This is a genomic window from Parvibaculum sp., from assembly GCF_002684405.1.
GTDB lineage: Bacteria > Pseudomonadota > Alphaproteobacteria > Parvibaculales > Parvibaculaceae > Parvibaculum.
On the sequence record NZ_NYVD01000125.1, the window covers coordinates 1 to 9,584 of the forward strand.

At 62.5% G+C, this 9,584-nt stretch carries 7 protein-coding genes and 1 pseudogene; 1 reads left to right on the forward strand and 7 read right to left on the reverse strand.

Annotated features, from left to right (window positions below; translation table 11 throughout):
* From CMI59_RS11645 to dusB, 7 genes and pseudogenes are all read right to left on the reverse strand, one after another.
* Nucleotides 1–165 (reverse strand): annotated as a pseudogene (locus CMI59_RS11645) (D-amino acid aminotransferase); the annotation flags it as partial.
* Between the two features lie 27 nt (nt 166–192).
* Nucleotides 193–1,569, reverse strand: a complete 1,377-nt coding sequence (gene trkA / locus CMI59_RS11650; RefSeq protein ID WP_293328426.1) for a Trk system potassium transporter TrkA — start codon at nt 1,567–1,569, stop codon at nt 193–195.
* A 39-nt stretch (nt 1,570–1,608) separates the two neighbouring features.
* The gene (locus tag CMI59_RS11655; RefSeq protein ID WP_293328427.1) at nt 1,609–2,997 is read right to left on the reverse strand and encodes a sigma-54 dependent transcriptional regulator; all 1,389 of its coding nucleotides are present in this window, start codon (nt 2,995–2,997) and stop codon (nt 1,609–1,611) included.
* On the reverse strand, nt 2,987–5,335 hold the full coding sequence (locus CMI59_RS11660; protein WP_293328428.1) for a PAS domain-containing sensor histidine kinase: 2,349 nt from the start codon (nt 5,333–5,335) through the stop codon (nt 2,987–2,989). Before CMI59_RS11660 ends, CMI59_RS11655 begins: the two co-directional genes overlap by 11 nt.
* A 164-nt stretch (nt 5,336–5,499) precedes the next feature.
* Nucleotides 5,500–6,942, reverse strand: coding sequence for a nitrogen regulation protein NR(I) (gene ntrC / locus CMI59_RS11665; RefSeq protein ID WP_167095232.1), 1,443 nt, complete (start codon nt 6,940–6,942; stop codon nt 5,500–5,502).
* Between the two features lie 12 nt (nt 6,943–6,954).
* Complete coding sequence (locus CMI59_RS11670) at nt 6,955–8,127, reverse strand: ATP-binding protein (RefSeq protein WP_293328429.1); 1,173 nt, start codon at nt 8,125–8,127, stop codon at nt 6,955–6,957.
* Nucleotides 8,127–9,146 carry a tRNA dihydrouridine synthase DusB gene (gene dusB, locus CMI59_RS11675; RefSeq protein ID WP_293328430.1) on the reverse strand — a complete coding sequence of 340 codons (1,020 nt, stop codon included), beginning with the start codon at nt 9,144–9,146 and terminating at the stop codon, nt 8,127–8,129. The genes CMI59_RS11670 and dusB overlap by 1 nt, the downstream gene beginning before the upstream one ends.
* A 144-nt stretch (nt 9,147–9,290) precedes the next feature.
* Between dusB and CMI59_RS11680 the strand changes: the two genes are divergently transcribed.
* The coding region (locus CMI59_RS11680; RefSeq protein ID WP_293328431.1) for a 2-C-methyl-D-erythritol 4-phosphate cytidylyltransferase at nt 9,291–9,584 on the forward strand (294 nt) is incomplete at its 3' end.

Genomic DNA, 9,584 nt, shown 5'->3' on the forward strand with positions numbered 1-9,584 from the left:
GCGTTCGAGCCTGTCCAGATGGCGCGTTTCGTCGATCAGCAGGCCGCCCTTTATGCCGCACACCTCATAGACGCCGTCGGCAAACTGATAGCCGCGATCCTCGATATGCACCGCCGCCCGTTCATGCGGAACGTAGCGGCCATTTACATAGGCGATGCGTGACAAGGCGTGCTCCGGATCGGAATAAGGGGATCAGAAGAATTCAAGACTGACGCGGAACATCTGCTCGACCTTCTTCACCTGGTCGAAGCGGGCGAAGAGAACGACGCGATCTCCGGCCATGATCTCGGTTGCGCCATTGGGAATGATGACTTCGCCGCTCCGAACGATGGCGCCGACCAGAATGCCGTCCGGCAGATTCACTTCGCGCAGCGGCTTGCCCACCAGCGTGGATGTTTCCAGCGCCTCCGCCTCGATCACTTCGGCGGCGCCGTTATGCACGGACTGAAGCCCGCGGATACGTCCGCGGCGTACATGCTGGAGCACGCTGGACACGGTGGTTGCGCGGGGGTTCATGAAGGCGTCGATGCCGAGCGAGCGCATGAGCGGCGTGTAGGTGTGGTTGTTGATGAGGCTCATGGTGCGCCCCACCCCTTCGCGCTTTGCCAGCACGCAGGTGAGGATATTCGCCTGATCGTCATTGGTGAGCGTGACGATGGCCTCCGTTTCGGCAATGCCGGCTTCCTGCAGAAGCTCCGGATCCAGCCCGTCGCCGTTCAACACGATGGTGCGCTTCAAATGGTCGGCGGCATAGACGGCCCGGTCGCGCTGGCGCTCGATCACCTTCACGCGGACGCCCGGGTGATTGCGCTCCAGATCAAGCGCCACCGAAAGACCGATATTGCCGGCGCCGACAATGATGATGCGGCGGGCTTCCTGTTCCTCGTGCCCGAAAATGCCGAGGGTGCGGCGAACATCGCGAATGTCGGCGGCGAAGTAGACCTCGTCGTCGACGATCATCTGGTCGTCGCTGCGCGGGACGAACAGCTTGCCGCCGCGCGAAATGCCGACCACGCGAGAGCGAAGATCGGGAAACAGTTCCGTCAACTGACGAAGAGGCGTATTGACGATGGGACAGTCTTCCTCAAGCGTCACGCCCACCACGGCGACCTTGCCCTCGGCGAAATTCAGAATTTCGGACGCCCCCGGCAAAGAGAGGCGGCGCAGCACGGCGCGGCTCACCTCGAGCTCCGGCGAGATGATGACGTCGATGGGCAGATTGTCCTGCGAGAAAAGGTCCTGGAAGCCCGGCTGCAGATAGCTTTGGGACCGGATACGCGCGATCTTGGTCGGCACGCGGAAAACCGAATGGCACACCTGACAGGCGATCATGTTCACTTCATCGTGGAAGGTGACCGCGATCAGCATGTCGGCATCCGCCGCCCCGGCCCGGGCCAGCACATCGGGGTGCGCGCCATGGCCGACGATTGCGCGGACATCCAGAGAATCCGAAATCTGCTGCACGAGTTGCGGCGACTGGTCGATCACAGTCACATCGTTCTGTTCCGCCGCGAGCTGCTTGGCGATGCCGAATCCGACCTGACCCGCACCGCAGACGATGACTTTCATTTTTCCGGCCTTTTAGTGGGCGCTGTATCTTGAGTTGTCTCAGGCTTCCTGCCTGTTCGATGTTGCCACACCCAGCGATTTCAGCTTCCGGTGCAGCGCCGACCGCTCCATACCGATAAAGGCGGCGGTACGCGAGATATTTCCCCCGAAACGGCTGATCTGCGCAATCAGATATTCGCGCTCGAAGGTTTCCCGCGCCTCGCGCAGGGGAAGCGCCATAATATGTTCGCCGCCCGTGCCGCTGACCGACATTTGCGAGGAGGAACTGACTTCCGCCGGCAGCATATCGGTCGAGATCACGGCATTGGAATCGCCGGAGGTGAGGATGAGCATGCGCTCCACATTGTTGCGCAGCTGACGGACATTGCCCGGCCAGTCATGCGACTGGAGGGCCGCCATCGCATCGTCGGAGACGCGGCGCGGCGGAAGGCCCGTCGCCTTGGACACCTGCGCCATGAAATATTCGACAAGAAACGGAATATCTTCCCGGCGACTCGACAGCGAGGGCACATGGATCGGCACGACATTCAGCCGGTGGTAGAGGTCTTCGCGGAACCGGGCCTTGGCGATTTCCTCCGCGAGATCGCGACTGGAGGAGGAGACGACGCGGACGTCGACCTTCACACGCTGCGACCCGCCGACACGCTCGAAGGTCTGATCGACAAGCACGCGCAGGATCTTGCTCTGCGTCTCCAGCGGCATTTCGGCGACTTCGTCCAGAAAGAGCGTTCCGCCATGGGCCTGTTCGAAAACGCCGACCTTGCGCGGGCCCGAGGCGGAGGCCTCGGTGCCGAAAAGCTCTTCCTCCATGCGTTCGGGCGCCATGTTGGCTGCGTTCAAGGCAACGAAGGCATGGCTGGCGCGGCGCGAGCGCCCGTGCAGCAGCCGCGCGACGACTTCCTTGCCGGCGCCGGATGGCCCCGTAATCAGGACGCGGCTGTTGGTCGGCGCGACCTTGTCGATGGTCTGGCGGACCTGACCTATCGCGGGCGAGAAGCCGATCATGGTCATGTCGTCGCCGACGCGATTGCGCAGCTCGTCGTTTTCGCGGCGCAGGCGGTAGGCCTCGATGGCGCGCCGCACGATCAGGATGAGCCGGTCCGCCTTGAAGGGCTTTTCGACGAAATCATAGGCGCCCTTCTTGATCGCGGAGACGGCCGTTTCGACATTGCCGTGGCCGGAGATGATGACGACCGGCAGGTCCGGATGACGCTCGCGGATGATGTCGAGCAGTTCCAGCCCGTCGAGCCGCGAGCCTTGCAACCAGATGTCCAGAATGACAAGACCGGGCAGCCGCGCCTCGATGGCGGCGAGCGCGCTGTCGCCGTCCCCCGCCATACGGGTCGTATATCCCTCGTCGTTCAATATGCCGGAAACGAGTTCCCGGATATCCGCTTCGTCATCGACAATCAGAATATCAGACGCCATTGACCGCCTCTTCCTTTACTTCTTCACTACCGGCCGCGTCGTCGGTGTTGTTTTCTCCGTCGGCCGATTTGCGCTGACGCGGGAAACGAAGCGTAATCCGCGCGCCGCTTTCCCATCCCTCGGCAGCCGGCGCATCATCCAGCTCCAGCTGCCCGCCATGGTCTTCCATTACCTTGTTCACGATTGCGAGGCCGAGGCCCGTTCCCTTGGCCCGTGTCGTCATATAGGGCTCGGTCAGCCGCAGTCTGTCCGTCTCGGGAAGGCCGCAGCCTGAATCCGTCACCTGAATCACGATGTATTCGGGCTCGACGGAGAGAGCCACGTCGATGCGGCCAATCGGCTTTTTCTCGTTGCCGTTTTCCGAAGCGTCGTCCTCGTCTTCCTCGTCGACGTCATGGCCGCGAATAGCCTCGGCGGCATTCTTCAGAATGTTGGTCAGCGCCTGACTGACCAGCCGGCCGTCGCATTCCAGCAGGGCCGACGTCTCGGGCACATTGAGCGCGTAGTCGATATCGGAATTGGCGACACGCTGCAGGAAGACCGCCTGGCGCAATATCTCGTTGAGATCGACAATCTTGATCAGCGCCGAGGGCATGCGCGCAAATGAGGAGAACTCGTCCACCATGCGGCCGATGTCGTTGACCTGCCGAATAATCGTCTCGGTGCATTGTTCGAAGATTTCCGGGTCGGTCGTGATTTCCTTGCCGTATTTGCGTCGAATACGCTCCGCCGACAGCTGGATAGGCGTCAGCGGGTTCTTGATTTCATGCGCAATGCGGCGGGCCACATCGGCCCATGCGGCGGTGCGCTGGGCATGAACGAGTTCAGTGATGTCATCGAAGGTGAGAACGAAACCGCCCTGCCCGCTCTCCGTCATTTCGCGCGTTACGCGAATATTGAGCGTGCGTTCCTGACCGCTTTGGAGGAGCACGACCTGACGATGCGCCGTGCGTTCCGGCCAGGCGCGCGCATCGGACACAGCGCCGTACATTTCCGGCACGGCCACCATGATGTTCCGGCCGATCATTTCGTCCGCCGTCTTGCCGAAAAATCTCAGCGCGGCGCGATTGGCAAGGGTGATATGGGCTTCATTGTCGAGGCCGAGCACGCCGGCGCTGACGCCGGAGAGCACCGCCTCGGTGAACTGGCTGCGCTGATCGAGCTGGTGATTGGCGGCCACAAGCTCGGTGCGCTGATTTTCAAGCTGGCTCGTCATGCGGTTGAAGGAATTGCTGAGATCGTCGATCTCGTCGCCGGTGCCTTCCATCTCGACGCGCGTGGAAAGATCGCCCTCGCGCACCCGCTCCGATGCGCGCACGAGGCGCGAAATGGGCTCCACGATCCGGTTGGCGGCCCAAAGGCCGAGCCAGATGGCCGCCAGCAGCGTGATGAGCGCCACTGCGACATAGATGAGCGCAAAGGTGATCTGGAAGGTGAAGCGGCGCTTCTCCAGATCCTCATATTCGCTGACCGCCTCGCGCGACTGGGCCAGATGGCGCAGCACCTTGGCGTCCACGATGCGCGCCACATAAAGATAGGCGTCCTGATAGGCGTTGAGTTTCACCAGGGCGCGGATCTGGTTTTCGTCCGACATGGTGAAAAGAACCGACTCGCCCTGATCGGCCCGGTTGAACTGCTCGTCGCTCGGCATGCCGATTTCCGGCGCCATGCTGGCAACGGCCTTGGCAAGAATGCGCCCCCCGGAATTGATCACATAGGCAGAGGGCAGCGAGCGCAGGATAGCCTGAGCGGCGACGAGCTTTTGCAGGCGCTGGGGATTGCCCGCGACATAGGGCGCGGCCCGGTCGAGGTCGGTTGCCATGGCCAGCACATCGCCGCGCAGCACGTGATCGTGCTCGTTCAGATAGGCCTCGGCGACCGATTGCGCGTTGGAAATGACGAGCTGCAAGCGGTCGGAAAACCAGCGGTCGAGGCCCCGATTGAGGGTCACGCCGGCGAAAACGGCGACGATGATCGCCGGCATCACCGCCACGATCACGAACATGGTCACCAGCCGGGCATGGAGCTTCGCGCCCGCCGTGCCGCTGATGCGGGCCATGATGATGCGGATGATGCGCCAGCAGATCAGCGCGAAAAGCAGCAGAACGATCGCCAGATTGGCGATCAGCAGCGTGATGATGAGGCCTTCGCTGGGCTTGAACGGGGTGAGCCCCGTCAGCAGCATATAGGTGAAGGCCCCCAGAAGGATCGCCAGAATGACCAGGCCGATCGCGAACACGGTAGAGAAGCCGCGGCGCGCCATGATGCGCCAGACCCGGCTTTCCACGGCCTTGAACCAGTCGGCCCCGACCTTTCCCGCATCGAATGTTGAGGTCATGTCACGATCCCGCGGGGCCGGTTGCACATGGCGCCAGATGCGCCTTTCCGGGTTCCGCTGTGCCTAATACGCCACGCAGCCTGTGCGTCGCCGGACAATATTGTATCGCCAATCGCGTCCGATCAACCACATTGTGGCTGTATTACATCACCATGACATGAAGATCACTTGATTCCGCGAATTACCTGTATGTCCAGCTCCCGGATTTTCTTGCGCAACGTATTCCGGTTGATGCCCAGAAGATGCGCGGCCTTGATCTGATTGCCCCTCGTCGCGGCCAGAGACATGGAAAAGAGCGGCTTTTCGACCTCCAGCATGAGGCGCTCATAGAGACCGGCGGGCGGCAATTCATCGCCGTGAGCGGCGAAAAGCCGGCTCAGCGTCCGTTCGACCGCCGCCGAGAGCGGCTCGTCGGCGGGCGGCTGGGCCTCCGGCTTGCCGAATTCGGGTTCGGCGAGCTCCACCTCCAGAATATCGGCGCCGATCGTCTCCTCGGTATAGAGAGCCGCCAGACGTCGCACGAGGTTTTCAAGCTCGCGGACATTGCCCGGCCAGCGATACCGCTTCAGGAGTTCCATGCCTTCCGCGTCGATCATCTTGGTCGCCAGCCCCTCCTGCTCGGCCAGAGCCAGGAAGTGCCGGACGAGATCGGGAATATCCTCCGACCGTTCGCGCAAGGGAGGCAGCCGGATGGGCACCACGTTCAGGCGGAAGAACAGGTCTTCGCGGAAGAGGCCCTGATTGATGAGCTGACGCAAGTCGCGGTTGGTCGCCGCGACGATGCGCACATCGGTCTTGATCGGCGTGCGCCCGCCGACGGTGGTGTATTCGCCCTGCTGAAGCACGCGCAAAAGACGGGTCTGGGCCTCCATCGGCATGTCGCCGATTTCGTCGAGAAAGAGCGTGCCGCCCTCGGCCTGCTCGAAGCGGCCCGTGGCGCGCTGGTTGGCGCCGGTAAAAGCGCCCTTCTCGTGACCGAAAAGCTCACTCTCGATCAGCTCGCGCGGAATGGCGGCCATGTTCACCGCCACGAAGGGACCTTTACGGCGGCGGCCATAATCGTGAAGCGCGCGCGCCACCAGCTCCTTGCCCGTTCCGGACTCGCCGGCAATCATGACCGTAAGGTCGGTCTGCATCAGGCGCGCCAGGACGCGGTAAATGTCCTGCATGGCGGGCGAGCGGCCGATCAGCGGTATCTTTTCGCCGTCTTCTTCCTTGGAACGCGCCACCGCAGGCTCGCGCGGCTGCGTCATCGCCCTGTCCACGACGCGGATGAGTTCGTTCAGGTCGAAGGGCTTGGGCAGATATTCATAGGCGCCGCGTTCGGCGGCGGTGATTGCCGTCTTGAGCGTGTTCTGCGCGCTCATCACCACAATCGGCAATTCCGGACGCGCCCGCTTGATGCGCGGAATGAGATCGAAAGCGTTCTCGTCGGGCATCACCACATCGGTGATGATGAGATCGCCGTCTCCCTGATTGACCCAGCGCCACAATGTCGAGGCATTGCCGGTGGAGCGGACCTCGTACCCGACCCGACCAAGGGCCTGGTTCAGCACGGTGCGGATCGCGGCATCGTCGTCGGCCAGAAGAATGGTACCACTCGGCATAATATACTCCGTTTACGGAACGCGCTTCTCAGCGCCTGTTGAAATGCCCTCCGACAATCCCTCCCCGTCGTGCCCGACGGCCGGCAATGCACCCGAATGCATCGGCATCAGAACGCGGAAGAGCGCTCCATGCGGTTGATTTTCGCATTCGATGATACCGCCGTGATCGCCGACGATCTTGGCCACCAACGCAAGCCCAAGTCCCGTCCCCGAAGACTTGGTCGTCACGAAGGGGTCGAACAGATGTTCCACCAGATCGTCGGGAACACCCGATCCGTTATCGATCACGCAAATTTCGAGCGGCAGGCTCACCCGGTCGCGGCTGCCGGGCATGGAAAGGCGCACGCCGGGGCGATAGGCCGTGGTCAGGGTGATCTCGCCATCGGGACGGTCGATCGCCTCGGCGGCGTTTTTCACGAGGTTCAGAAAGACCTGTATGAGCTGGTCCTTGTCGCCCAGAACCGGCGGCAGCGAGGGGTCGTATTCCTCGGTGATCTTCACATTACTTGCAAAGCCCGTCTGGGCGAGCTGCTTCACATGGCCCAGCACGAGGTGAATATTCACCGGCTCGCGCGGCACGGGACGCTCGTCGGAAAAGACTTCCATCCGGTCGACAAGCTTGCAGATGCGGTCGGTCTCGTCGCAGATGAGGCGCGTCAACGCCTTGTCGTCGGCGCTGCCGGAAATTTCCAGAAGCTGCGCCGCGCCGCGAATACCCGAGAGCGGGTTCTTGATCTCATGGGCCAGAATGGCGGCCATGCCGGTGACTGAACGCGCCGCGCCGCGATGGGTCAGCTGCCGGTCCATCTTCTGCGCCATGGTGCGCACCTGAAGCAGCAGGAGGCAGTGGCCGGGATACTCGACCATGGGCGACACCTGAATGTCGACCTGACGCTCACCGAAGCGCGGGCTCGAGATTTCCACGCCATACTCGTTGACGGAAACGCCCCGGTCCAGAACCTGTTCGATCAACGACAGAACCGGGCTGCCAAAGGCGATGATCTCGTCCAGCCGGTGCCCTTCGAGCAAGGCCGAACTGGAGGCAAAGAATTCCTGCGCGCTGTCATTCACATATTCGATGTGCTGATTGCTATCGATCAGAATAACCGGATGCGGCATCGCCTTGAGAATGACCGCGGCTTCCGGCGGCAGGCTGGCAGAGGGAGATTTGACGGCCTGAGACATTATGCAGCCTCCCGCTTTGCGGCCGGTTCGGCTTCGGCTGCGAATTCATAAAAACGCGCGAGTTCGCTCAGCACCTCGTCGGGATCGTCCATACGAACGATCCGGCGCCGCAGCGCCATGGCTTCCTCGGGGAATGTGCGGGATGCCGCTTCGAGGTACCAGACGAGATGCTTTCGCGCGAGGCGCGCGCCATGGGCAAGGTCGTAATGTTCGAGCATGTCGCGATAATGCGAGAGAACGATCTCGCCCTGCTCGGCCCAACCGGGATCGGGCAGTTCCTCACCCGTCTCCAGAAAATGGCCGGCCTGGCGCAGGAACCAGGGACGACCCTGAGCGCCCCGCCCGATCATCACGCCGTCGGCCCCGCTTGCATCGAGGATCGCGCGAGCGTCTGCGCAGGTCAGCACGTCGCCATTGGCGATGACGGGAACCGAGACGGCCTTCTTGACCTCTGCGATGAAATTCCAGTCCGCGCGGCCTTTATAGAACTGGCAGCGTGTGCGGCCGTGCACAGTCAGCATCCGAACGCCCGCGGCCTCTGCCCGGCGGGCCAGCTCCGGCGCGTTGCGGCTGCTATCGTCCCACCCCGTCCGCATCTTCAGCGTCACAGGCACCGATACCGCCTCGACGGTCGCTTCCACCAGAGCCAGCGCGTGGTCCAGATCGCGCATCAGCGCGGAACCCGACAGGCCACTCGTGACCTGTTTGGCGGGACAGCCCATGTTAATATCGATAATGTCTGCGCCGGCGGCTTCAGCCATTCTGGCGCCTTCGGCCATCCAATGCGCCTCCCGGCCCGCCAACTGAATAACAAGGGGAGAAAACTCGCCCGCGCCACTTGCCCGCCGCACGACATCGGGCCTTTCCTGCACGAGCTGATCGCTCGCGACCATCTCGGAGACGACAAGCCCGGCACCGCAGCGCGACGCGACCCGGCGGAACGGCAGGTCGGTGATACCGGCCATTGGCGCCAGAAGGACGCGGGAAGCGAGATTATGAGACGCAATCTCTATGTTCAAAATTTAGGCACCAAGTTTGACTGCACAATTTTTTAACAAGTTACCCATTCGAGGGCATTTCGGCAAGGTAATTCACGAAATTTGCCGAAATCATGGGCAGTTTTTTACCCCTGCCTCTAAAAAGGCAGAGCTTGAGGCCCGGTTATGAAGATTGCCGCTCTCATCGTCGCCGCCGGACGAGGCAGCCGGGCCGGGCCCGGGGCCCCGAAACAGTACCGCGATCTGGCCGGAGAACCGGTGCTGCGGCGCACATTGCGGGCCTTTTCGACCCATCCCAGCATCGACGCCGTGCTGACCGTCATTCATGCGGACGATCGCGCCGCCTTCGACCACGCCGTCGCGGGCCTCGCCGGCCTCCTCCCGCCCGTGACCGGGGGCGATACGCGGCAGTCCTCCGTATTGTGCGGGCTCGAGGCGCTGGAAGACCACGCCCCCGAC